Origin of the sequence: Paraburkholderia sp., assembly GCF_024281035.1 — a bacterium.
Lineage (GTDB): Bacteria > Pseudomonadota > Gammaproteobacteria > Burkholderiales > Burkholderiaceae > Paraburkholderia.
This window is the reverse complement of record NZ_JAMXLH010000076.1, coordinates 19187-41903: the sequence shown is the minus strand read 5'-3', so window position 1 is coordinate 41903 and position 22717 is coordinate 19187. Positions and strand designations below refer to the sequence as shown.

Below are 22717 nucleotides of genomic sequence, written 5' to 3'. Positions count from 1 at the left end.
TTATCACGCGCGCTACGCCCGTTGCGCGCGTTGTGCCGGTTGTGCCATCCCGCAGCGCCGCGCGTAATGCTCGTCGTGCATGGCGATTGCGGCGTCGATCTGCCGCAAATACGCCAGCTCGTCTTCGAGCGCCTTGCGCGCGAGTGCGGGCGTGGTCGGCACGAAGCACACGCCGCCCATCAGACGCACCTGCGCGAGCTTCCACAAATCGGCGCGGATCACCGAGCCGATCTTCGGATAGCCGCCCGTGGTCTGCGCGTCGCTCATCAGGACGATCGGCTGACCGTTGGGCGGCACCTGGACCGTGCCCGGCAGCACCGCGTGCGAGAGCAGGTCCGCGCCGCTTTCGCGCGCGAGCGCCGTGCCCGACAGCCGGTAGCCCATGCGGTTGCTGTTCGGCGTGACGCGCCATTCCTCGGACCAGAATGCGTCCTGCGCTTCGGGCGTGAAGCTGTCGTATTCCGGGCCGCGCAGCACGCGCACCCGCACCACGGTCCATGCGTCTGCGTTTGCGTTCGTGCGGCGGCCACGCTGGCGGTGCGGCTCGTGCACGTAGCCGAAGTCGCACAACGAGGGGGATTTCACGCCGAATGGCGGTGCATCCGGCGATAGCGACACGCGCTCGGGCCCGGGCGCGGCGCTTGCGCCCGTGGCGAGGCGGTCGCCGTCCTTGAGCGCGCGGCCCGCGAGCCCGCCGAAGCCCGCCGTGAGATCGGTGCTGCGCGAGCCGAGGATCGGCAGGACGTCGATGCCGCCCGCAACGCATACATACGCGCGCATGCCGCGTTGCGCGTTGTTCAGCACGAGTTCTTCGCCCGCCGCGACGGGCAGGCTCCACCAGGGCCACACCGCGCTCGTGTCCACGTTTGTGCCCGCGCTTGTACCTGCGTTCGTACCGAGCGTTGCGCCGTAATCGGCGCCCGTAACGGCGATGCGCGTTGCGCGCGCGAAGCGCAGCACGACGGGGCCGAGCGTCACTTCGATGCCCGCCGCATCGGGACGGTTGCCGACGAGGCGGTTGCCGACTTCGAGCGCGAGCGCATCGAGCGCGCCGGCCGTCGCGACGCCGAGGTGCCGGTAGCCGTGCCGGCCGGGATCCTGGACCGTGGTGAGCGCGCCCGCGCGCAGGACTTCGATCATGTGCACAGCTCCGCGACGGTGAAGTGCACGCGGTCGCCGGGCAGCAGCAGCGTGGGCGGGTTGCGCGCGGGGTCGAAGAGCGTCAGCGCGGTGCGGCCGATCAGTTGCCAGCCGCCCGGCGATTTCGCGGGATAGATGCCCGTCTGCTCGCCGCCGATGCCGACCGATCCGGCCGGTACGGCGAGGCGCGGCTCGCGGCGGCGGGGCGTGTGGAGCGCGGCGTCGAGTCCGCCGAGATAGGCGAAGCCCGGCTGGAAGCCGAGAAAGAACACGGTGTAGATGCCGGCGGCGTGGCGCGCGGCGACCTCGGCGGCATTGAGGCCCGTGTAATGCGCAACGGTTTTGAGGTCGGGGCCGTTGTCGCCGCCGTATGCGACCGGGATTTCGATATCGCGGCCCGCGCGCGGCGCGATATCGGCGTCGCACCAGGCCGTTTCGAGCGCGCGTGCGAGCGCGGCGGTGTCCGCGGCGAGCGGATCGAACGTGATCGTCAGGTTGTTCATGCCGGGCACGACTTCGCGCACGGGCGCCCAGGCGCGTGCCAGCGCGGCGACGGCCCAGACCCGGCGCTGGACTTCGAGCGTGGCGGGCGGCGGCACTTCGCAGACGAGTGCTTCGTCGCCGAGCGCAAAGATGCGTGGAGCAAGATTCGACATGGCGTTGCAAAGGGACGGGTCGTACCCGGATTGTGCCCTTCGCGCACGCAAAGTGTCGGCTTGGTGTGAGCGTGGCTCGTGTCTGGCGCAACGAGTGCGCCCGCGTGCGACGTCGGCCCGCAGTCAATGCGCAGTCACCGGGCCATAAACCGGCCATCAACCGGTCATCAACAGGACTTGATGCGGGACTTGATGCGGGCTTTGATGCGGGCGGTGAGGTGCGTGTGGACATCGGTGACGACGGCGTCGAGCGGCAGGTCGTGCGCTTCGCGTTCGAGCAGGCCGGTCTCGATGCGGCATGCTTCGTACGCAATCCCGACCGTGACGGGCAGCCCATCGCCGGGCCACTCGGCCAGCGTGCGGTCGTAATAGCCGCCGCCATAACCGAGTCGATAACCGTCGGCATCGAAGCCCACGCAGGGCACGAGCAGCAGATCGGGCGTTGCGCTCACCTGCGAGGCCGGTTCGGGAATGCCGTGATGGCCTTCGCGCATCGGCGCATCGGGTGTCCAGAGGTGAAAGGCGAGCGGCGCATGACGTTCGCGAATCGCGGGCAGCGAGGCGCGCCGCGATGGATCGGCTGCGAGCCAGGACGCGATCCAGGCGCGCGCATCGAACTCGCCGCGCAACGGCCAGTAAAAGCCGATCGATCGTGGCGCGAGGTGTTCGACGAGTGCCGCGAGCCGGGTTTCGAGTGCGGCGTTCAGAGCCCCGTCAGATGCGGCTTCCAGACGTGTTGCGAGGAGTCGCGTACGGTAGGTCTTTTTGGATTCCGGGCGAGGGTTGCATGCTATCCTTGGGTCCACCTCGTGCTCCAGAAACAATGATGTCCAAACGCATTATCCGAGTATATCGCGCGGCCGGTTTCGCGCTGGCCGCTGCGGCACTCGTCGCCTGCAGCACGGCGTCCGCCGTGCGGCCCGTCGCCGTTTCCCAGGGCGCTCAACTTTCTCCCGACGACCAGACGTTCATTCAGCTTCGCGAAGCGGCGCGCAACAACGATCCCGCGCGCGCCGCGCAACTGGCGGCAATGATTCCGGACTATCCGGCACAGTCGTATGTGGAGTACTTCCAGATCAAGCCGCAGTTGTTCGACTCGCAGGGCCACGCGCGCATCGACGCGCCGGACGCGCCCGTGCTCTCGTTCCTGCAGCGCCACGATGGCGAGGCGATTGCCGACCGTCTGCGCAACGACTATCTGCTCGTGCTCGGCGCGCGCCACGACTGGGCGAACTTCGATCAGCAGTATCCGCGCTTCGTCCTCAACGACGACACGCAGGTGAAGTGCTACGCGCTCGAATCGCGCGCGGCGCACGGCGAGAACGTCGCGAACGATGCGCGCGCACTGCTCACCGAGCCGCGTTATTACGGCGACGGTTGCGTCGACCTCGTAACGGCGCTGGCCATCAAAGGCCAGTTCACGAGCGACGACGTGTGGCAGCAGATCCGCCTCGCCTACGAACAGAACCAGACCACCACGGGCGACCGGCTGTTCGGCGGCCTCGCGCAGCAGCCCGACCCGGCCGCCGCCGCGCAGGCGACGAGCGCGCCGCCGCTCACGCTCGCACGCGGCGTGAGCGCCGATCCGCAGTCGCACCAGTTGGCGCTCCTCGCCGTCACCGTGATGGCGCGCAACGATCCGGCCATGGCCGCCGCGACCTGGGCCGCCGTCGCGCCTTCGATGTCGTCGCCCGAGCGCGCCATCGGTTGGGGCACGATCGGCTATCAGGCCACGCTCAAGCGCCTGCCGGGCGCGCTCGACTGGTATCGCCTCTCGGCGAACGCGCCGCTTTCGAATGCCGCCTACGAATGGCGCACGCGCGCGGCGCTGCTCGGCGGCGACTGGACCATGGTGCGCTGGTCGATCGAGCAGATGCCCGCCGCGCTGCGCGCGCAGCCCGCGTGGGTCTACTGGCACGCGCGCGCGCTCAAGCAGAGCGGCCAGAATGCCGACGTGGCGCAGGCCAACCAGGAGTTCATGCAGATTTCGCAGGGCTATAACTTCTACGGCCAGCTCGCGCTCGAAGAACTCGGCCAGAAGATCACGATTCCGCCGAAAGTCACCGTCACCGACGACGAAATCGCCCGGGCCGGGCGGACGCCGGGCTTCGCGCTCGCGCAGCGTTTCTATGCGATGAATCTGCGCTTCGAAGGCAATCGCGAATGGAACTGGCCGCTGCGCGGCATGACGGATCGCCAACTGCTCGCGGTCGCCGAATACGCGCGTCGTATCGATCTGCTCGACCGCACCGTCAACACGGCGGACCGCACGAAATCCGAACATGACTTCTCGCTGCGCTTTCTCTCGCCGTTTCGCGACATCGTCGAGCGCGACGCGCAGTCGAACGGTCTCGATGTCGAATGGGCCTACGGGCTCATCCGCCAGGAGTCGCGCTTCATCCTGAACGCGCGCTCGGGCGTCGGGGCGAGCGGTCTCATGCAGATCATGCCGGCCACGGCGCAGATGGTTGCGAGAAAGATCGGCCTCGGTCCGCTTTCGCGCGCGCAACTCGACAACATCGACACGAATATTCTGCTCGGCACCAACTATTTGTCGATGATCTACAATCAGTTCGACGGTTCCGCCGTGCTCGCCACCGCGGGCTACAACGCCGGACCGGGCCGCCCCCGCGCGTGGCGGCAGTCGTTGCAGCAGCCTGTCGAGGGCGCTATCTTCGCGGAAACCATTCCGTTCCCGGAAACCCGCGACTACGTGAAAAATGTGTTGTCGAACACGGTCTACTACGCGGCGCTGTTCGAGGGCCGCCCGCAATCGCTGAAGGCGCGTCTCGGCTATATCGCACCTTAAGCGCAGCGCCGCCGCGCCTGCCAGGGCGCCGGCGGCTCACGACGGCGCGCGCCGCCCCCCGCTTTGCGCGCGCCGGCCGGGCGAATCCGGTTCTCGATTTCTCGTGCCGCTTGCACAAGGGAGGTCGGAGATGCGACATCAAGCCATCGCGGTTATCGGCGGTTCGGGGTTCATCGGCAGCCATCTCGTCAACGCGCTCGTCGAGGCGGGCAAGGACGTGCGCATCGCGACCCGACGACGCACCAACGCCCGCCATCTCACCCTGCTTCCCATCGATGTGATCGAAACCGATGTGTTCGATCCCGTTGCGCTCGCGAGCTTCGTCGAAAACGCCGATGCCGTCATCAATCTCGTCGGCACGCTCGACGGCGGGCGCGGCGATCCTTACGGCCCGGGTTTCGCCCGGCTGCACGTCGACCTGCCGACGAAGATCGTCGCCGCGTGCGAAGGCAAGGGCGTCCACCGGCTCATTCATGTGAGCGCGATTGGCGCCGATCCACGCGGGCCGAGCATGTACCTGCGCTCGAAGGGCGATGGCGAAAAGGCCGTGCACGCATCGGCGTCGCTCGCCACGACGATCTTCCGGCCGTCGGTGGTGTTCGGCCCCGGCGACACGTTCCTCAACCGCTTCGTGTTCCTGCAAAAGCTCTTTCCGGTGATTCCGCTCGCGATGCCCGACGCGAAATTCCAGCCGGTCTATCTCGCCGACGTATCGGCGGCGATCGTCAATGTGCTCGATCTCGACGCCGCAAGCGGGCACACTTACGAACTCGGCGGGCCGAGCGTCTATACGCTCGAACAGTTGCTCGCGTATTGCGGTGAAATAGTTGGACGGCATGCGCGCATCGTGCGGCTGCCCAACACGCTTGCGCGGTTGCAGGCGTTCTCGTTCGAAATGGCGCCCGGCGTGCCGGTGCTCACGCGCGACAATCTCGATTCGATGAAAGTCGACAGCGTGCTCTCCGGGCCGCTTGCACCGGAACTCGGCATCGAGCCCGCGAGCCTCGAAACGATGGCGCCGCTGTATCTGGGCGACGCGGCGCAGCGCTCGCGGCCCAAGGTGTTCCACACGAGCTAGCCTGCGCTTCCTTCCACTCTTAACCTGATGGTCGTGATGAAACTCGCTATTGGAGACAAGAACTATTCGTCGTGGTCGATGCGTCCGTGGTTGCTGCTCACGCATTTCGGCATTCCGTTTGACGAAGTGCTGATCGAACTCGACGAGCCGGGCACGAAGGCTGCGATCCTGCAGTACTCGGCCTCGGGCAAGGTGCCGTGCCTCATGCCCGACGACGGCTTCCCCGTGTGGGATTCGCTCGCGATTGCGGAGACGCTCGCCGAGCGTTTCCCGAAGCATGCGCTGTGGCCGCGCGACGCGAACGCGCGCGCCCGCGCGCGCAGCGTGAGCGCCGAAATGCATTCGGGTTTCTTCGCGCTGCGCAACGCCATGCCGATGAATATCCGCCTGACGCGCCCCGGCGTGGGCACGGCGCCGGACGTGCTCAGCGATATCGCGCGCATCGACGCGATCTGGCGCGAGTGCCTCGCCGCCAGCGGCGGGCCGTTCCTGTTCGGCGAATTCAGCATTGCCGACGCGATGTACGCGCCGGTCGTGATGCGCTTCAACAGCTTTCAGCCGAAGCTCTCGCCGGAAGCGGGCGCGTACGCGCGGCGCGTCACGGCGCTGCCCGCCGTTGCCGCGTGGATTGCGGCAGCGCGCAACGAAACGCACATTGTGGCCGACGACGAACTCGACGCATGAAAATCTACGTTGTAGGCGGTGCGATCCGCGACGAAATGCTCGGGCTGCCCGTGCGCGACCGCGACTATGTGGTGGTGGGCGCCACGCCCGAGCAGATGGCGGCGCAGGGATATCGTCCGGTGGGCAAGGACTTTCCGGTGTTTCTGCATCCGCACACGCACGAGGAATACGCGCTTGCGCGCACCGAGCGCAAGACCGCCGCGGGCTACCACGGCTTCCAGTTCTTCTACGCGCCCGACGTGACGCTCGAAGAAGATCTCGCGCGGCGCGACCTCACGATCAACGCGATGGCGCGCGAAGTGCTCCCGGGCGATGTCATGGGCGCCGAGGTGGTCGATCCGTTCGATGGTGCGGGCGATCTCAAGGCGCGCGTGTTCCGGCATGTGAGCGACGCGTTTCTCGAAGACCCCGTGCGCATTTTGCGCATCGCACGCTTCGCGGCGCGCTTTGCCGACTTTACCGTTGCCCCCGCAACGATGACGCTGATGCGGCGCATGGTCGAAGCGGGCGAAGTCGATGCGCTCGTGCCCGAGCGCGTATGGCAGGAAGTGGCGCGCGGACTCATGGAGAACAAGCCGTCGCGCATGTTCGCGGTGCTGCGCGAATGCGGTGCGCTCGCGCGCGTGCTGCCGGAAGTCGAAAGCCTCTTTGGCGTGCCGCAGCGCGCGGACTATCACCCCGAAATCGATACCGGCGTGCACGTGATGATGGTGATCGACCACGCGGCTGCACAGGGCTACACGCTGCCGGTGCGCTTCGCCGCGCTCACGCACGATCTCGGCAAGGCGACCACGCCCGCGGACCTGCTGCCGCGCCACATCGGCCACGAAGGCCGCAGCGTGGATCTATTGAAGCCGTTGTGCGAGCGTTTGCGCGTACCCAACGAATGCCGCGATCTGGCCGTGCTGGTCGCACGCGAGCACAGCAACGTGCATCGCGTGACGGAGATGGGCGGAGCCGCGCTCGTGCGCCTGCTCGAACGCAGCGACGCGCTGCGCAAGCCCGCGCGCTTCGCCGAGGCGCTACAGGCCTGCGAAGCGGATCTGCACGGGCGGCTCGGCTGGGAGCAGGCGCCCTATCCGCAGGTCGAACGGCTGCGTGCGGCGCTGGCGGCGGCGCGTGGCGTCGACGCAGGCGCGATCGCGCGCGATTGCGATGGCGGTGCGGAGAAGATCAAGGAAGCGGTGCACGGCGCGCGCGTGAAGGCCGTGGAGGACGCGCTGGTAAAGGTGTGAGCGCGGTCTGGGCGCTGCGGGTGGCTTGCGCCCGCAGCGCACGTCGCTCAGAGCGCGCGCACGAGCAGCGAAAGCAACAGCGAAAGCACGAGCGTCGACATGAACGGCAGCGGGTATTCGCGGCCGAAGAGGCGCAGCGTGACGTCGCCGGGCAGTCTGCCGATGCCGAGCTTGCGCAGCCACGGCTGCGCACCCGAGAGGATCGCCACGGCGATGAACGTGGTGAGGAACCAGCGGATCATGGCGTCTAGAGTGTGTGGCTGCGATCGCCGCGTGCGAATGCGGCGAGTGTTCCGTCGATGCCGCGCGAGAACGCGATCACCTTGAAGAGCTCGCCCATCTCCGATTCGGAGACGAGTTTTTGCACCGCATTCGCGGCGGGCAGGAAGCGCGCGACATCGCCCGGATCGATTTCCGAAAGCACGTCCGTAATGCCCGCGTTCATCAGAAAGCGCGCCTGCGAGGTGTAGCCGAGCAGATCCGCGCCCGCGTCGATGCCGGCTTGCGCGATGCCCGTGAATTCGACGTGCGCCGTGATGTCCTGCAAGCCCGGATAGAGAAACGGATCGTCATGCGCGCGATGACGGTAGTGGCACATCAGCGTGCCCTGGACGCGCTGCGGATGATAGAACTCGCGGTTCGGGAACCCGTAGTCGATGAAGAACGCGGCGCCGCGCACGAGCATCGTACAGACGGTGCGCGTGAACGCGAGCGCCGCGTCGTGCGTTTCGGCCACGTAGTCGTCGCGGCCCTCGATGCCGGCGAGCACGCCTTCGGGCCAGTGTGCGCCGGGTTCACTGCATCCGCAGCCTTCGCTGCCGCCGCTTACCGCCGGCCGATCCGAGAACACGAACGCGCCCTGCGCGTTCACTGCCACGCCGCGCTCGTGCCACACGGCGTCCTTGCGGGCAAAAAGCCGCACCGGCATCGCGTCGAGCACTTCATTGCCGATCACCACGCCCTCGAACTGCGCGGGCAGGGCGTCGAGCCACGTCACGCGGGCCACGAGATGCGGCGCACTCGCTTCGAGGGTTTCGCGCTGGCGCGCGCGCAATTCGCCCGAAAGATCGACGATGGCATATGAATCGAACGCGACGCCGAGTGCGTCGAGCGCGAGCAGGATGCCCGCCGCGAGCTTGCCCGTGCCCGCGCCGAACTCCATCAGCGCGCGCGTGCCGCTCGCCGCGAGCGCTTCGGCGAGCGCGCGCGCGAGTGTCGAAGCGAAGAGGGGCGAGAGTTCGGGCGCGGTCACGAAGTCGCTGCCGTCGGCGGCGAACAGGCCGAACTTGCGTGCGCCGCCGCTGTAGTAGCCCAGTCCCGGCGCGTAGAGCGCGCGCTCCATATAGCGCTCGAATGGCAGCCAGCCGCCCGCCGCGGCGATCTCGGCGCGCAAGCTTGCGGCAAGTGCCTCGGACTGCGCGAGCGCGGCCGGTTCGGGAACAGGTAAACTATCGGGTTCGTGAGCTTTCGGATTCATCCCGCCATTGTAAATGGCTCTTTCGTGATTTTCGGGGATAGAGGAGGGTTGCCGACTTTCGACCGGATTTTCAAAGTCACCGGATTTTCAAAGTCATTTGGCCGTTGCCGCCTTGATTTCGCCTCCGCTTCTGGCTTTCTGCGGCCCGCCTCATCGTGCGTCTGCCCACCGCGTTGCGCGTATCATGCAGGATTAAATCCTATCGAAATCTAGAGAGGCCTCACATGCGAACGACCCAACAGTTCAGCATTACGCTGCCCGCCGAGTTGGCGGCGCTGGTGCGCGCCAAGGTCGAGAGCGGTGAATACGCATCCGACAGCGAAGTAATCAGGGATGGATTGCGAACGCTTGCCGCTCGCGACCGGGCCGTCGAATCGTGGCTCCTGAACACAGTCGCACCGGCATACGAAGCATTGAAGGCTGATCCGTCGCGGGCGCTGACTACCGGGCAAGTTCGCGAGCGTCTTGCCGCCAAACGTCAGACGCGCACGCCGAAGGCTTGATGACGGCGTTCAATGTCGAATTTGCTCCCGAGGCCGTGCAGCAGCTTGAAGCGCTTGAGGACTACATTGCCGGCCAGGGCTCCCCGCAAGTTGCTGCTACCTATATCGACTCGATCGTAGAGTATTGCGAGAGCCTGAGATCGTTTCCGCAGCGGGGCGTGCCGCGCGACGACGTCCGACCGGGCTTGCGGATCACCCATTATCGCGGGAGCGCGATTATTGCGTTCGCTGTGATCGATGCAACCGTCTATATCCTCGGCGTGTTCTGCGGTGGCCAGGACTACAATGCTGTGCTGTCCGTGTTCGCCGACCGCAGATAGCACCTTGTGTTGCGGCGTTCCGGACGGCCGCGCGAGCGTGAGGCGTCCCGCCAGGGGACAGTGGGAATGCAACCTTTTGATTGTTATAAATTTGTCTGTCTCTGCAGGCTTCACTGTAAATGAGCGCACCTACCGGTTCCCGCCCGTCTAGCGGTTCCGCCGAGGCCTCCGGCTTATCCCGACCCTCCGGCCCGTCAGGTACACCCGGCCCCGATTTTGGCCCCGGTTCGTCCGCGGGCGCTTTGTCGCGCGTGGTGCTGGTCACGGGCGGCGCGCGCCGGATCGGGCGCGAGCTGTCGCTGGGCTTTGCGGCGCGCGGCTGGGACGTGGCGGTGCATTTCGGCGGCTCAGGGGACGCGGCTGACGAACTCGTCGCGCAGATCGAGGCGCTCGGGCGGCGCGCGGTGGCGCTGCACGCCGACCTCGCGAGCGAGGCCGACGTCGCGCGGCTCGTGCCCGCCTGCACGGCGGCGCTCGGGCGGCCCGCGTGCGTGCTGAACAACGCGTCGTCCTTCGATGAAGACACGGCGCGCGACATCGGCTACGAGAAGCTGCTCAACCTCATGGCGATCAACGTGGGCGCGCCGCTCGTGCTGGCGCGCACGCTGTACGAGGCGACACCCGATGCCGCCGTGGCCGACGAGTCGCAGCGCACCTGCGTGATCAACGTGCTGGACCAGAAGCTGTACAACATGAACCCGGATTACCTCTCGTACACGCTGACGAAGGCCGCGCTCGCGAACGCCACCGTCGCGCTCGCCCAGGCGCTCGCGCCGAAGGTGCGCGTGGTCGGGCTTGCGCCGGGTCTCACGCTGCAGTCGGCCGACCAGACGCCGGAAGGCTTCGTGGCCGCGCACAAGCTGACGCCGCTCGGCCGCGCGTCGCGGCCGGCCGATCTGGTCGAGGCCGCGCTGTATCTCGCGGGCGCATCGGGCGTAACCGGAACAACGCTCGTGGTCGACGGCGGACAGCACCTCGTGCCGCTGCCGCGCGACGTGATGTATTTGACGGGAGCGTGAGCGGCGGCACGTAAAACGATCCGCCGGAACATGACGCAGCGCGAAACATTGCGCGTGCGCACGAAGGAATACCGTATGAACCGCCGGGCGCCCTGCGTCCGCGCGCGTGCCGCGAAGGCACGCTTTTTTATCGACTGGAACGACTATGTCCGCCGTCTTGCTGCACCCCCGGCTCGCCGATTGCCGCCGGCTCTTTTTGCGCAACTACGAAGTCAACATCAACATCGGCGTGCACGACTTCGAAAAACGCGGCGAACAGCGCGTCGTGATCAACGTCGATCTCTTCGTGCCGCTCGCGCAGACCACGCCGCACGAGGACAAGTTGCGCGAAGTGGTCGACTATGACTACATGCGCGCGACCGTGGCCGCGCGCGTGAGCCAGGGCCATATCCATCTGCAGGAAACGCTCTGCGACGATCTTGCGACCGCGCTGCTCGCGCACCCGCTCGTGCGCGCCGTGCGCCTCTCGACCGAGAAGCCCGACGTTTATCCGGACTGCGACGCGGTGGGCGTCGAAGTCTTTCGCATCAAAGAGGACTGATTCATGAACGCCCCCCAAACCCTTCCCGTCGATGCGCACGCCACGCAGGACGGCAGCGCCGCCGCACCCGTGACCGCACCTGATGGGCAAGGTGCGCAAGGCAGCGGCCGCCCCGCGATGACGCGCCGCGAGCAGAAGGACGCCTACGAGAACAACAAGCTCTTCAAGCGGCTCATGCGTCAGGTCGGCCAGGCAATCGGCGACTACAACATGATCGAGAACGGCGACAAGGTGATGGTGTGCCTCTCGGGCGGCAAGGACAGCTACGCGCTGCTCGACATTCTCATGCGCCTGCGCGAGCGCGCGCCGATCGACTTCGAGATCGTGGCCGTGAACCTCGACCAGAAGCAGCCCGGCTTTCCCGAGCATGTGCTGCCCGAGTACCTGACCAAAGTCGGCGTGCCGTTCCACATCGAGAACCAGGACACCTACGGCATCGTCAAGCGCCTCGTGCCCGAGGGCAAGACGACGTGCTCGCTGTGCTCGCGGCTGCGCCGCGGCATTCTGTACCGCGTGGCGGGCGAACTGGGCGCGACCAAGATCGCACTCGGCCACCATCGCGACGACATTCTCCAGACGCTGCTGCTGAACCTGTTCTACGGCGGCAAGCTGAAGGGCATGCCGCCCAAGCTGCAGTCCGACGACGGCAAGAACATCGTGATCCGGCCGCTCGCGTACGTGAAGGAAACGGATCTGGAGAAATTCGCGGAACTGCGCGAATTCCCGCTGATTCCGTGCAACCTCTGCGGCAGCCAGCCCAACCTCAAGCGCGCCGAAATGAAGGCGCTGATCCGCGAGTGGGACAAGCGCTTCCCGGGCCGCGTCGAAAACATGTTCAACGCGCTCGGCAATGTCGTGCCGTCGCACCTGATGGATGCGTCGCTGTTCAGCTTCAAGGACCTGCGCACGACGGGCGTGGTCGACCCGCTCGGCGACATCGCCTTCGACGACGATCCGTGCTCGGCCGACACGCCGTCGCTGGCAGCAGTTGGCACGCCGATTTCGTTCGCGAAGCTCGACGATCTCTGATTCTGCGTTTGATTTTGCGTTTGATTCCACGTTTGATGCCCGCGGGGCCGGATACGCTCATCCGGCCCTGTGAGCGCGCCTCTTGCGGGTAGGCCTGCATGCTAGAATCGGCGGCTTCAAATTCCCCTTCACCGATGCAATGAACATCGTGATTCTCGCGGCAGGCATGGGCAAGCGCATGCATTCGGCGCTGCCCAAAGTGCTGCATCCGCTGGCCGGCCGGCCGCTTCTCTCGCACGTTCTCGATACCGCCCGCACGCTCGAACCGACCCGGCTCGTCGTCGTGATCGGCCACGGCGCCGATGCGGTGCGCGAAGCGGTCGCCGCGCCCGACGTCCAGTTCGCCGTGCAGCACGAGCAGCGCGGCACGGGCCACGCACTCGCGCAGGCGCTGCCGTTGCTCGATACGAGCGTGCCGACGCTCGTGCTTTACGGCGACGTACCGCTCACGCGCGCCTCGACGCTCAAGCGTCTCACCGACGCCGCGCGCGTGGCGGGGGAGAAGGGCGGTTACGGCATCCTGACCGTCACGCTCGACGACCCGACCGGATACGGGCGCATCGTGCGCGACGCGGCGGGCAAGGTGGTGCGCATCGTCGAGCAGAAAGACGCGAGCGAGGCGGAGCGCCGGATCGACGAGATCAACACGGGCATCGTCGTCACGCCGAGCGCGCCGCTCGCGGGCTGGCTCGCCGCGCTGAAGAACGACAACGCGCAGGGCGAGTTCTATCTCACCGACGTGGTCGAGCACGCCATCGCCGCGGGCCATCCGGTCGTCACGGCGCAGCCCGACGACGAAGCGGAAACGCTCGGCGTCAACAGCAAGCAGCAGCTCGCCGAACTCGAGCGCGTCTATCAGCGTAACGTCGCGGAGTCGCTGCTCGTCGCGGGCGTGACGCTCGCGGACCCCGCGCGCATCGACGTGCGCGGCACGCTCACCTGCGGGCGCGACGTATTTATCGACGTGAACTGCGTGTTCGAGGGCGACGTGACGCTGGCGGACAACGTCGCCATCGGCCCGAACTGCGTGATCCGCCAGGCCGAGATCGGCGCGGGCACGCGCGTCGACGCCTACACGCACATCGAGAACGCGCGCGTCGGCGCGCAGGCCGTGCTCGGACCGTACGCGCGTCTGCGCCCGGGAACGCAGCTTGCTGACGAGGTCCACGTCGGCAATTTCGTCGAGATCAAGAACGCGAACATCGGTCACGGTTCGAAGGCGAATCACCTGAGCTACGTCGGCGACGCCGATGTCGGCGCGGGCGTAAACATCGGCGCGGGCACCATCACCTGCAACTACGACGGCGCCAACAAGCACCGCACGGTGATCGGGGACAACGTGTTCGTCGGCTCGGATACGCAACTGGTCGCGCCGGTGCGCGTGGGCCGCGGCGTCACGATCGCGGCGGGCACGACGGTGTGGAAGGACGTCGCCGACGACATGCTCGTGCTCAACGAAAAATCGCAGGTCTCGAAGTCCGGCTACGTGCGACCGGTCAAGAAAAAGAAATAACGCAGCCCCCGGACTTTTTATTGCAAAGGATCGAAAGCTATGTGCGGCATTGTTGGCGCGGTGGCGCTTCGTAATATCGTGCCCGTCCTGATCGAAGGACTGCGGCGACTCGAATATCGCGGTTACGATTCGTGCGGCGTCGCCGTCGTCACGAGCGCGGGCGCCGAGCGCGTGCGCAGCGTCTCGCGCGTGGCCGAACTCGACGAGCAGGTGCGCGAGGCGCACTTCGAAGGCGTGACCGGCATCTCGCACACGCGCTGGGCGACGCACGGCGCGCCGACCGTGAGCAACGCGCATCCGCTCTTCTCGCACGATGCGCTTGCCATCGTTCACAACGGCATTATCGAAAACTACGAATCGCTGCGCGAGGCCCTGCGCGCGAAGGGCTACGAATTCGTTTCGCAGACCGATACGGAAGTCATCGCGCACCTCGTGCACAGCCTCTATCGCGGCGACCTGTTCGCCGCCGTGCGCGAAGCCGTCCAGCAACTGAGCGGCGCGTATGCGATCGCCGTCGTTCACAAGGATCAGCCGCACACGGTCGTGGGCGCGCGCGCGGGCTCGCCGCTCGTGGTTGGCCTCGGCAACGGCGAGAACTTCCTCGCCTCGGATGCGCTCGCCGTCGCGGGCAGCGCGAGCCACATGATCTTCCTGGAAGAAGGCGACGTCTGCGAATTGACGCTCGAACGTGTGCGCATCGCCGATCACAGCGGCCACGAAGTCCAGCGCGAAGCGCGCGAAGTGCAGGCCTACGGCGGCACCGTCGATCTCGGCCCGTATCGTCACTACATGCAGAAGGAAATCTTCGAGCAGCCGCGCGCGATCAGCGACACGATTCCCTCCGGGGACGCGCTCGAGCCGGGTCTCTTCGGCGACAACGCGCGCGCAGTGTTCGGGGACATCGACAGCATCCTGATTCTCGCGTGCGGCACGAGCTACTACGCGGGCCTCACGGCGAAGTACTGGCTCGAATCGGTGGCGAAGATCCGCACCGACGTCGAGATCGCGAGCGAATACCGCTATCGCGAGTCGGTGCCGAATCCGCGCGCGCTCGTCGTCACGATTTCGCAGTCGGGCGAAACGGCGGATACGCTCGCGGCGCTCAAGCATGCGCAGTCGCTCGGCATGACGCACACGCTCGCGGTGTGCAACGTCGCGACGAGTGCGATGGTCCAGCTCACCGAACTGAAGTTCCTCACGCACGCGGGCCGCGAGATCGGTGTGGCGTCGACGAAGGCGTTCACGACGCAGCTGGTCGGCCTCTTCATTCTTGCGGCGACGCTGGGCAAGCTGCGCGGCCACGTGAGCGCCGAGCAGGAAGCGCAATACGTGAAGCTGCTGCGCCACCTGCCTGCCGCGCTCAACGGCGTGCTGGCGCTGGAGCCGCAGATCATCGCGTGGTCGGAGGAGTTCGCGCGCAAGGAGAATGCGCTTTTCCTCGGCCGCGGGCTGCACTATCCGATCGCGCTCGAAGGCGCGCTCAAGCTCAAGGAAATCTCGTACATCCACGCGGAAGCCTATCCGGCCGGTGAACTGAAGCACGGCCCGCTGGCGCTCGTGACCGAGGCGATGCCGGTCGTGACGGTCGCGCCGAACGACGCGCTGCTCGAAAAGCTCAAGTCGAACATGCAGGAAGTGCGCGCGCGCGGCGGCCGGCTTTATGTGTTCGCCGATGCCGATACGCACATCACGAGCGGCGACGGCATTCACGTCATTCGCATGCCGGAGCACTACGGGCTGCTTTCGCCGATCCTGCACGTCGTGCCGCTGCAACTGCTCGCGTATCACACGGCCTGTGTGCGTGGTACGGATGTCGATAAGCCGCGTAATCTCGCGAAATCGGTCACGGTGGAGTGAGGGTGGGGCGGCGGGGCGGTTTGCCCGGCCGCACTACTTCAACCCGAGCCGCAGCGCCAGTCGATGCAGGTTGCCCGGGTTGAGCGCGAGCCTTCGCGCGGCCCCGGCCCAGTTGCCGTCACAGTCGTCGACTGCCTTGCTGATCATCGAGCGCTGAAACGCGTCGGTGGCGTCCTTCAGACTCATCTCGCGCAGGTTCTCGGGCTGCGCCGCCAACGGCGTGTGCCCCGCGACAGGCTGGCGATCGCCCGGGCAGATGTGATGCTCGTGGATCACGGCCTTTTCCCCCTGCTCGGCACGCGCAAGCACCGCCGCACGGCGCAGCACGTGTTCGAGTTCGCGCACGTTGCCGTGCCACGGACGCGCCGCCAGCGCATCCAGCGTGTCCTGGTCGATGGACAGCGTATTCAGACCCATCGTGCCGCGCCAGCGTTCGAGGAAGAAACCGGTCAGGAGCGGAATGTCCTCGCAATGCTCGCGCAGCGACGGCGCGTGTAGCGGAAAGACGCTCAGGCGGTGATAAAGATCGGGGCGGAACTGCCCGGTGACGGTTTCGGCCTTGAGGTCCTTGTTGGTCGCGGCGATCACGCGGACGTCGACCTTGCGCTGGCTGTCGTCGCCGATACGCTGCAGGTCGCCGTATTGCAGCACCCGCAGCAGCTTGGCCTGCAACGACAGCGGCAGTTCGCCGATCTCGTCGAGAAACAGCGTGCCCTGGTGAGCCAGCTCGAACTTGCCGGTGCGATTGTGGATGGCGCCGGTGAAGGCGCCCTTCACGTGACCGAACAGCTCGCTCTCGGCGACGCTCTCGGGCAGCGCCGCGCAATTCAGATAAACGAGCGGGCTCGCGCGCCGCGCCGAACCGGCGTGAACGGCCCGCGCAATCAATTCCTTTCCCGTGCCGGTCTCACCGAGGATCAGCACGTTCAGATCCGTTCCTGCCACCACGCCGATCTCGCTGCGCAACTGCTGCATGGCGGCGGAGGTGCCGATCATCTCGCCTTCGCCCGTCGCTGCGGCAATCTGGCGCACCGGGGGATTGGCGGTGCCGTGCGGATCGCTCGCCATCTGTTCGAGCAGCAGCGCGTTGGCGAGCGCCGCCGAGGCGAGCGCCCCGATCACGCCGAGATCCTGATCGTCGAAGCCGTCGAACTGCGAGGGATTCAGGCCGTCGATGGTCAGCGCGCCGATCAGCACCTCTTCGCTGAGCAGCGGAATGCCCATGCAGGCATGCACATGCAGATGGTCCAGCCGGGCAATCAGGCTGTCGTACGGGTCGGGCAGGTCGCTGTCCGGCGGAAAGCGCACGACGTCGCCCGCGCGCGCAATCGCTTCCAGGCGCGGGTGCTCGCTCACGAGAAAGCGCCGCCCCATGACGTCGGGCGACAGGCCGTCGATGGCAAGCGGAATGAAAGTGCCGCGGTTGTAGCGAAGCAGCGCGGAGGCGTCGGAACGAAAGAGCTGCCGCACGCTCTGGATCAGCTGCTCGAAGCGCTCGCGGTGCGAATTGCCCCGCTGAAGATCGAGTGCGATGCGGGTGAGAGTGTCGGCGCTGAGCATGATTGTCGAATTGACGATGGATTTGTCGGCGAAACAATACCGGAGAATTGTCTTTTGAACAATTGATGGATAAAAGTTGTATGTTTATCAGTGGGTGACGGGCTGGCACGCAGTTTGCAGTAGATGTTCCCCGCAACCGTTCACCCACTTAAGGAAATTCCATGTCCATTCTGCTCAAAAACAACGTCCATTGGGTCGGCCAGCGCGATTGGGAAGTCCGCAGCTTCCACGGCACCGAATATGGGACGCTGCGGGGCAGCAGCTACAACAGCTATCTGATTCGTGAGGAAAAGACGGTTCTCATCGACACGGTGGATCACCGGTTCAGCCGCGAATACATCCGCGATCTGGCAGCCGAGGTCGACCTCGGCACGATCGACTACGTGATCATCAACCACGCCGAGGAAGACCACGCGGGCGCGCTGGCCGACCTGATGGCGCTGATTCCGGGCACGCCGATCTACTGCACGAACAACGCGCTCGATTCGATCGTCGGCCACCATCACCACCCGGAGTGGAATTTCCACACCGTGCGCACGGGCGACAAGCTCGACATCGGCAACGGCAAGCAGCTCGTCTTCATCGAAACGCCGATGCTGCACTGGCCCGACAGCATGATGACCTACCTCACCGGCGACGCCGTGCTGTTCAGCAACGACGCCTTCGGCCAGCACTACTGCGACGAGCACCTGTTCAACGACGAGGTCGACCAGGGCGAACTGATGGAGCAGTGCCTGCGCTACTACGCGAACATCCTCACGCCGTTCAGCGCGCTCGTAACCGCCAAGATCAATGAAGTGCTCGGGTTCGGCCTGCCGGTCGACATGGTGGCCACCTCGCACGGCGTGGTCTGGCGCGACAACCCCACGCAGATCATCCTGAAGTACCTCGAATGGGCGAACAACTACCAGGAAGACCGCATCACGCTGTTCTACGACTCGATGTCGAACAACACGCGGATGATGGCCGACGCCATTGCCCAGGGCATCCACGAAACCGACCCCACGGTCGCCGTGAAGATTTTCAACGTCGCCCGCCACGACAAGAACGAAATCCTCTCGAACGTGTTCCGTTCGAAGGGCGTGCTGGTCGGTTCCTCGACGATGAACAACGTCATGATGCCCAAGGTCGCCGGCATGCTCGAGGAGATCACCGGGCTGCGTTTTCGCGGCAAGAAGGCTTCCGCGTTCGGCAGCTTCGGGTGGTCGGGCGGCGCGGTCGATCGCATCCAGACCCGTCTCATGGACGCCGGTTTCGACATCGCGCTTTCGCTGAAGGCCAAGTGGCGCCCGGATGCCGCGACGATCGAACTGTGCCGTGAGCATGGCCGCCAGATCGCCCGCCAGTGGGCGCTGCATCCGATCGAGCCGGCCCGTCGCCGGGAAACGGCCGTTGCGGCAAACGACGCCAACGGCAGCAAGGTCGAAGCCGCCGCAGTTGCAGCCGCCGCCGCCGCTGCCCCTGCGGCCCCCGCGGCCCCCGCCACCACCGGCGCTGCTGCTTCGTCCTGCGGCGGCTGCATGGTGTGCACCGTGTGCCAGTGGATCTACGACCCCGCGCTGGGCGAGCCCGATCAACTGGTCGCGCCCGGCACGCCCTGGGAGGATGTGCCCGATACGTTCCTCTGCCCCGGCTGCGGTATCGGTAAAGCCGTGTTTGAACCCGTTCTGGAGAAGGCTGCAGCATGAAACGCGCAATTACGATCGTCGGCAGCGGCTTTGCTGCCCAGCAACTCGTTCGCAACATTCGCAAGCACGACGCCGAGGTGCCGGTACGCATCATCACCGCCGACCACGGCCACGAATACAACAAGCCGGACCTGAGCCACGTGGCGAGCCGCGCCACCACGGCTACCGGCTTGCCGTCGCGCTCGGGCGAGGCGTTCGCCGCCGAACTGAACGTCACGCTGCAGGCGCGGTGCCGGGTCGAGTCCATCGACACGGCGCGCCAGGTCCTGGTGACGTCGGAGGGCGAGAGCGCCTACGAGCAGCTCGTGCTCGCCACCGGCGCGCGCGCGGTGCGGCCAGGATTTGCCGGATCGGATCTGATGTACACGCTCAACAGCCTCGACGAATTCGCGAAGCTGGAGCCGCAACTGGCGACGGCGCGCAGCGTGTTCGTGCTGGGCGCGGGCCTGATCGGCACGGAACTCGCCATGGACATCGCCACGACCGGCCGTGAGGTGACGCTCGTCGACAACGCGGCGAGCCCGCTCTCCGCGCTGCTGCCCGCTGCCTTGAGCCAGCCGCTGATCGAAGCGCTGAAGACCGCGGGTGTGCGGCTGCAACTGGGTCGCGGCGTGCAGGCCATCGCGGCGGCCGACGACGGTTTCGACGTCAGCCTGACCGACGGCACGACGAGCCGGCATGACCTCGTCCTCGCCGCGGTCGGACTCGCGCCGGAAGTGTCGCTCGCCCGCGCGGCGGGGATCGAAATCGGGCGCGGTATTGTCGTCGACGACCACCTGCGCACCAGCGTGCCCGATATCTACGCGCTCGGCGACGGCGCGGAAAAGCAGGGCAAGCTCATGCCTTTCCTGCAGCCCGCCTTGCTCGGCGCGACCGCACTCGCGGCTACGCTGCTCGGCAAGCCGACGCCGCTCGTGCTGCCGCACATGATGGTGCGCGTGAAGACCCCGGTCTATCCGCTGCAACTGGCTGGCCGCACGAACGGCGAAGGTCTGTCGTGGCAGTCCGAATGGAATGCGAGCGGCATGCTCGCCCGAGCGTTCGATGCGGCCGGCAAGCTGTGCGGCTTCGTCGCGGGCGGCGACCGCATCAGCCAGGCTTTTGCTGTGTTTCGCGAACTTCCCCGACCCACCATGTGAGCGGGAAAGACGCCGGTAAGCAAGGCAGCCGGGCGTGGAGCTGACGATATCCGCGCCGGGCTGCTTCCGGTTCTCCACTTTGATCGGGCGCCCGAGTCCGGTTTGCGTCGATACGCGCTGTCGCTGTTTTCCCCTGGGCCGCGACAGCGCGTATCGGACAAATCTGGCTCGCGTTAATACGAGCTGTTGCTGCTTTTTCCCCGGAGCGGTGACATTGCGTTGCGCCCGATCCTTTTTTCCCCTGCTTTTTGCTGATCGTCCGATCGGCTGTCTTTCCCGATTTTCTGTCCCGCTTTTCTTCCCCGCTTTTCTTGCGTTAAAGCGTGCCAGGCGTGGCCCTGTGCGAGCTTTAGCCGATCTCCTTCGAACCGTCCCCGCAAAGTGCATTGGCACGCGCAGTCAAAAGCGCTGCGTGCCGTGCTGTCCGACGCGCGGCGCGGCGTCATAATGGCGCCGATCCCACCAGGAGACGAAATTGGTCGAACTGCAACAACGGCGAAAGCCCCACATGTACGTGTTTTCGGGGGCGGGCCTCTCGGCGGAAAGCGGCATCTCGACGTTTCGCACGGGCGATGGCATCTGGACGCACGAGAATATGGACGAGGTGTGCAACTACCTGACCTGGCGTCGCAACCGGCCGGCCGTGTTCCGCTTCTACAACCGGCGCCTCGCCGAATGCGCGGACGCGCGCCCCAACGACGCCCACCGGCTGCTGGCGCAATGGCAGGAGACGTGGGGCACGCAGCGCGTGCATCTGATCACGCAGAACATCGACGATCTGCTGGAGCAGGCCGGCGCGCGTCAGGTCACGCACCTGCACGGCGACATGGTTTCGCTCCTGTGCACCGACTGCGACTACCGCTTTCCGATGACCGGCGAGGCGCTCGATCCGCAGGCGGCGTGTCCGTCGTGCGGCCAGGCGGACAGCGTGAAGCCCGGCGTGGTGTTCTTCAACGAGGCAGCGCCCGAATACGAGACGCTCTGGCGCGTTCAGCAGTCGATGACGGCGGACGATCTGTTCATCGCCATCGGCACGGCGTTCGAGGTGATTCCGCCCGAGCGGCTGCTGCCGCCGGAACGCCTTGGGAAGCACAGCCGCAATTTCGTCGTCGATCCGGCGCCGAAGCGCACCGAATGCTTCGGTGTCGTGGAGGCCAAAGCGGCGACGGTCGGCCTGCATAACCTCGCCGATACAGTCACCCGGATGATGACCGGCGGCTAACGCCGTGGGGTCACCGGCGCAAGCACGCGAATGCGCGCTCGTTTAGAGAAACTTCGCGAAATCAGGCCGGTTCGGCCGGTTGCCGCTGCGACTCCGGTTCGGTGAGCATGCGTCCTGCGGGAAGCAACTGGCACGCGAGCAGGCCTGCGAGCATCAACGCGCAGCCCGTGAGCGCGCGCGCCGTCATCGTTTCGCCGAGCACGGCCCAACCGGCCAGCGCGGCGAACACGCCTTCCATGCTGAAGATCACGGCGGCGTGCGCGGGCGCCGCGTGGCGTTGGGCGACCACCTGAATCGTGTAGGCGACGCCCACCGACAGCCCGCCGCCGTACAGGATCGTGGGCGCGGCGCGCACGAGGCTCGCGAGCTGCAGCGGCTCGCGCGCGAGGCCGATCGCGAGACAGGTCACCCCGCACGTGACGAACTGCACGATGGACAGGGCAAGCGGATCGTGGCGCGGCGCGTAGCGGCCCACGAGCATCACCTGGATCGAGATCACGATCGCACAGGCGAGCTGGTACCAGTCGCCGTACATGATCGAAAAATGCTCGTTGATGCTCAGCAGATAGAGCCCGACTGCGGCCAGCACGGCGCCGAGCCACGTGCCTGGACCCGTGCGATGACGCAGCAATACGCCGATCAGGGGCACGATGACCACGTAGAGCGAGCTGATGAAGCCCGCATTGGCGATCAACGTGTAGCGAAGGCCGATCTGCTGCAGCGAAATCGCAACGGCGAGCAACAGGCCGAGCAGGACGCCCGCGCGCAGCAGGGCGGCGTCGAAGAGGCGCGGCGGCGCGACGTCCGCGGCGCGGCGCGCGGGCCGGCGCAGGACGAACACGAACGTCGAGACGACGGCGGCGCCAAGCAGGAAACGCAAACCCGTGAAGAGGAACGGACCGATGGCGTCGAGGCTCAATCGCTGGGCGACGAAGGCCGAGCCCCAGATCATGGCGGCCGCGAGCATCATCAGATTGGCGCGCAGGTGTTGGCGGGAGGCGGATTTCAAGCGGATTTCTCTTTGTTCGAGGACTGTCGCGGCACCGTTTTCAAGGTGGTGGCGTTCGTATGGAACGCCTGCGTGGTGCGCGCAGACCTCGATCGTATCCGAATTGAAAGGCGGTTGTCTGTCAGGAGTATCGATACAAGATCCGCACCATTTGCGGACGACCCGCGCCATCCGCTGCCAGATGCGTCTTTTGCAGCGTTTCGCGTGCCGGAGCCGAAAAGGCGGAAGCGAAAAAAAA

21 protein-coding genes are annotated in these 22717 nt (G+C 66.3%); 14 read left to right on the top strand and 7 right to left on the bottom strand.

Translation table 11 applies throughout. The annotated features are described in order from the left end of the window. Nucleotides 1-12: 12 nt before the first annotated feature. The 3 genes from Q0L30_RS24095 to Q0L30_RS24085 form a co-directional block, all read right to left on the bottom strand. Nucleotides 13-1140, bottom strand: a complete 1128-nt coding sequence (locus Q0L30_RS24095) for a biotin-dependent carboxyltransferase family protein (RefSeq protein ID WP_296662914.1) — start codon at nucleotides 1138-1140, stop codon at nucleotides 13-15. Next, nucleotides 1137-1796: a 5-oxoprolinase subunit PxpB gene (gene pxpB / locus Q0L30_RS24090; protein WP_296662911.1), complete on the bottom strand. Its 660-nt coding sequence runs from the start codon at nucleotides 1794-1796 to the stop codon at nucleotides 1137-1139. Before pxpB ends, Q0L30_RS24095 begins: the two co-directional genes overlap by 4 nt. A 167-nt stretch (nucleotides 1797-1963) precedes the next feature. Then, nucleotides 1964-2590, bottom strand: coding sequence for a 5-formyltetrahydrofolate cyclo-ligase (locus Q0L30_RS24085; RefSeq protein WP_296663085.1), 627 nt, complete (start codon nucleotides 2588-2590; stop codon nucleotides 1964-1966). A gap of 32 nt (nucleotides 2591-2622) precedes the next feature. Here Q0L30_RS24085 and Q0L30_RS24080 point away from each other — a divergent pair, with 32 nt between their 5' ends. From Q0L30_RS24080 to Q0L30_RS24065, 4 genes are all read left to right on the top strand, one after another. Continuing rightward, nucleotides 2623-4605, top strand: a complete 1983-nt coding sequence (locus tag Q0L30_RS24080) for a lytic transglycosylase domain-containing protein (RefSeq protein ID WP_296662909.1) — start codon at nucleotides 2623-2625, stop codon at nucleotides 4603-4605. A gap of 130 nt (nucleotides 4606-4735) precedes the next feature. Continuing rightward, complete coding sequence (locus Q0L30_RS24075; RefSeq protein WP_296662907.1) at nucleotides 4736-5683, top strand: complex I NDUFA9 subunit family protein; 948 nt, start codon at nucleotides 4736-4738, stop codon at nucleotides 5681-5683. 36 nt (nucleotides 5684-5719) lie between these two features. Next, nucleotides 5720-6367, top strand: coding sequence for a glutathione S-transferase family protein (locus Q0L30_RS24070; RefSeq protein ID WP_296662904.1), 648 nt, complete (start codon nucleotides 5720-5722; stop codon nucleotides 6365-6367). Further along, on the top strand, nucleotides 6364-7602 hold the full coding sequence (locus tag Q0L30_RS24065; RefSeq protein WP_296662901.1) for a multifunctional CCA addition/repair protein: 1239 nt from the start codon (nucleotides 6364-6366) through the stop codon (nucleotides 7600-7602). The genes Q0L30_RS24070 and Q0L30_RS24065 overlap by 4 nt, the downstream gene beginning before the upstream one ends. Nucleotides 7603-7649: 47 nt before the next feature. Here the strand turns inward: Q0L30_RS24065 and Q0L30_RS24060 are convergent, their stop codons facing one another. Next, nucleotides 7650-7844, bottom strand: coding sequence for a DUF2905 domain-containing protein (locus tag Q0L30_RS24060; RefSeq protein ID WP_296662899.1), 195 nt, complete (start codon nucleotides 7842-7844; stop codon nucleotides 7650-7652). Between the two features lie 5 nt (nucleotides 7845-7849). Next, the gene (locus tag Q0L30_RS24055) at nucleotides 7850-9079 is read right to left on the bottom strand and encodes an SAM-dependent methyltransferase (RefSeq protein ID WP_296662896.1); all 1230 of its coding nucleotides are present in this window, start codon (nucleotides 9077-9079) and stop codon (nucleotides 7850-7852) included. Nucleotides 9080-9303: 224 nt separating this feature from the next. Here Q0L30_RS24055 and Q0L30_RS24050 point away from each other — a divergent pair, with 224 nt between their 5' ends. The 7 genes from Q0L30_RS24050 to glmS all read left to right on the top strand — a co-directional run bounded on the left by Q0L30_RS24050 (nucleotide 9304) and on the right by glmS (nucleotide 15861). Then, a complete protein-coding gene (locus Q0L30_RS24050) occupies nucleotides 9304-9582 on the top strand; it encodes a type II toxin-antitoxin system ParD family antitoxin (RefSeq protein ID WP_296662892.1) in 279 nt (92 codons plus the stop codon). After that, on the top strand, nucleotides 9582-9902 hold the full coding sequence (locus Q0L30_RS24045; protein ID WP_296662889.1) for a type II toxin-antitoxin system RelE/ParE family toxin: 321 nt from the start codon (nucleotides 9582-9584) through the stop codon (nucleotides 9900-9902). The genes Q0L30_RS24050 and Q0L30_RS24045 overlap by 1 nt, the downstream gene beginning before the upstream one ends. 242 nt (nucleotides 9903-10144) lie before the next feature. Beyond that, nucleotides 10145-10921 carry an SDR family oxidoreductase gene (locus tag Q0L30_RS24040; RefSeq protein ID WP_296662887.1) on the top strand — a complete coding sequence of 259 codons (777 nt, stop codon included), beginning with the start codon at nucleotides 10145-10147 and terminating at the stop codon, nucleotides 10919-10921. 145 nt (nucleotides 10922-11066) lie between these two features. Continuing rightward, nucleotides 11067-11462 (top strand): dihydroneopterin aldolase, encoded by a 396-nt coding sequence (locus tag Q0L30_RS24035; protein WP_296662885.1) that lies wholly within the window; start codon nucleotides 11067-11069, stop codon nucleotides 11460-11462. Nucleotides 11463-11579: 117 nt separating this feature from the next. After that, nucleotides 11580-12491: a tRNA 2-thiocytidine(32) synthetase TtcA gene (gene ttcA / locus Q0L30_RS24030; RefSeq protein WP_296663082.1), complete on the top strand. Its 912-nt coding sequence runs from the start codon at nucleotides 11580-11582 to the stop codon at nucleotides 12489-12491. A gap of 139 nt (nucleotides 12492-12630) precedes the next feature. Beyond that, a complete protein-coding gene (glmU, locus tag Q0L30_RS24025) occupies nucleotides 12631-14004 on the top strand; it encodes a bifunctional UDP-N-acetylglucosamine diphosphorylase/glucosamine-1-phosphate N-acetyltransferase GlmU (protein WP_296662884.1) in 1374 nt (457 codons plus the stop codon). Between the two features lie 39 nt (nucleotides 14005-14043). Further along, nucleotides 14044-15861 carry a glutamine--fructose-6-phosphate transaminase (isomerizing) gene (glmS, locus tag Q0L30_RS24020; protein ID WP_296662882.1) on the top strand — a complete coding sequence of 606 codons (1818 nt, stop codon included), beginning with the start codon at nucleotides 14044-14046 and terminating at the stop codon, nucleotides 15859-15861. A gap of 33 nt (nucleotides 15862-15894) precedes the next feature. Here the strand turns inward: glmS and norR are convergent, their stop codons facing one another. Then, complete coding sequence (gene norR, locus Q0L30_RS24015) at nucleotides 15895-17421, bottom strand: nitric oxide reductase transcriptional regulator NorR (RefSeq protein WP_296662879.1); 1527 nt, start codon at nucleotides 17419-17421, stop codon at nucleotides 15895-15897. Nucleotides 17422-17582: 161 nt separating this feature from the next. Between norR and norV the strand changes: the two genes are divergently transcribed. The 3 genes from norV to Q0L30_RS24000 all read left to right on the top strand — a co-directional run bounded on the left by norV (nucleotide 17583) and on the right by Q0L30_RS24000 (nucleotide 21470). Then, a complete protein-coding gene (norV, locus tag Q0L30_RS24010; RefSeq protein WP_296662876.1) occupies nucleotides 17583-19109 on the top strand; it encodes an anaerobic nitric oxide reductase flavorubredoxin in 1527 nt (508 codons plus the stop codon). After that, the gene (gene norW / locus Q0L30_RS24005) at nucleotides 19106-20248 is read left to right on the top strand and encodes an NADH:flavorubredoxin reductase NorW (protein WP_296662873.1); all 1143 of its coding nucleotides are present in this window, start codon (nucleotides 19106-19108) and stop codon (nucleotides 20246-20248) included. Before norV ends, norW begins: the two co-directional genes overlap by 4 nt. 508 nt (nucleotides 20249-20756) lie before the next feature. Next, nucleotides 20757-21470 carry a Sir2 family NAD-dependent protein deacetylase gene (locus Q0L30_RS24000; RefSeq protein WP_296662870.1) on the top strand — a complete coding sequence of 238 codons (714 nt, stop codon included), beginning with the start codon at nucleotides 20757-20759 and terminating at the stop codon, nucleotides 21468-21470. A gap of 61 nt (nucleotides 21471-21531) precedes the next feature. On the opposite strand, the gene Q0L30_RS23995 is transcribed toward Q0L30_RS24000, so the two are convergent. Further along, nucleotides 21532-22479, bottom strand: coding sequence for a DMT family transporter (locus Q0L30_RS23995; protein WP_296662868.1), 948 nt, complete (start codon nucleotides 22477-22479; stop codon nucleotides 21532-21534). Nucleotides 22480-22717 lie beyond the last annotated feature (238 nt).